This is a genomic window from Pseudomonas sp. Yb2C2, assembly GCF_052112325.1.
GTDB lineage: Bacteria > Pseudomonadota > Gammaproteobacteria > Pseudomonadales > Pseudomonadaceae > Aquipseudomonas > Aquipseudomonas marginalis.
The window spans coordinates 1-405 of sequence record NZ_JAVAJK010000068.1; the positions used below are offsets into that span (position 1 = coordinate 1).

1 protein-coding gene is annotated in these 405 nt (G+C 68.4%); it reads left to right on the forward strand.

The features are described from left to right. Positions 1-374, forward strand: a 374-nt coding sequence (locus Q8X51_RS32180) for an ATPase, T2SS/T4P/T4SS family (protein ID WP_442095014.1), incomplete at its 5' end; no start/stop codon positions are given. Between the last annotated feature and the right edge of the window lie 31 nt (positions 375-405).

Sequence of the window (405 nt, forward strand, 5' to 3'; positions counted from 1 at the left end):
TCAACCGCCTGATCGATATGGGCGTCGAGCCGTTCCTGCTGGCCTCGTCACTGCTGGGCGTGCTGGCGCAACGCCTGGTCCGCCGCCTGTGCCCGCATTGCAAACAGGAAGACCCGGCCGCGCCCGGCACCTGGCGCCCGGTGGGCTGCGCGCAGTGCAACCAGATCGGCTACAGCGGGCGGACCGGTATCCATGAATTGTTTTGCGTCGACGACGAGGTGCGCAGCCTGATCCACCAGGGCGCCGGCGAGCAGGATCTGCGCGTGGCGGCTCGCCGCGCGGGGATGTTCAGCATGCGTGAAGACGGCGAGCGCTGGGTGCGCAGCGGCGCCACCGCGCCCGAAGAAATCCTGCGCGTGACACGGGACGCCTGATGAATCGCTATCGCTATGAAGCCGCCGATGC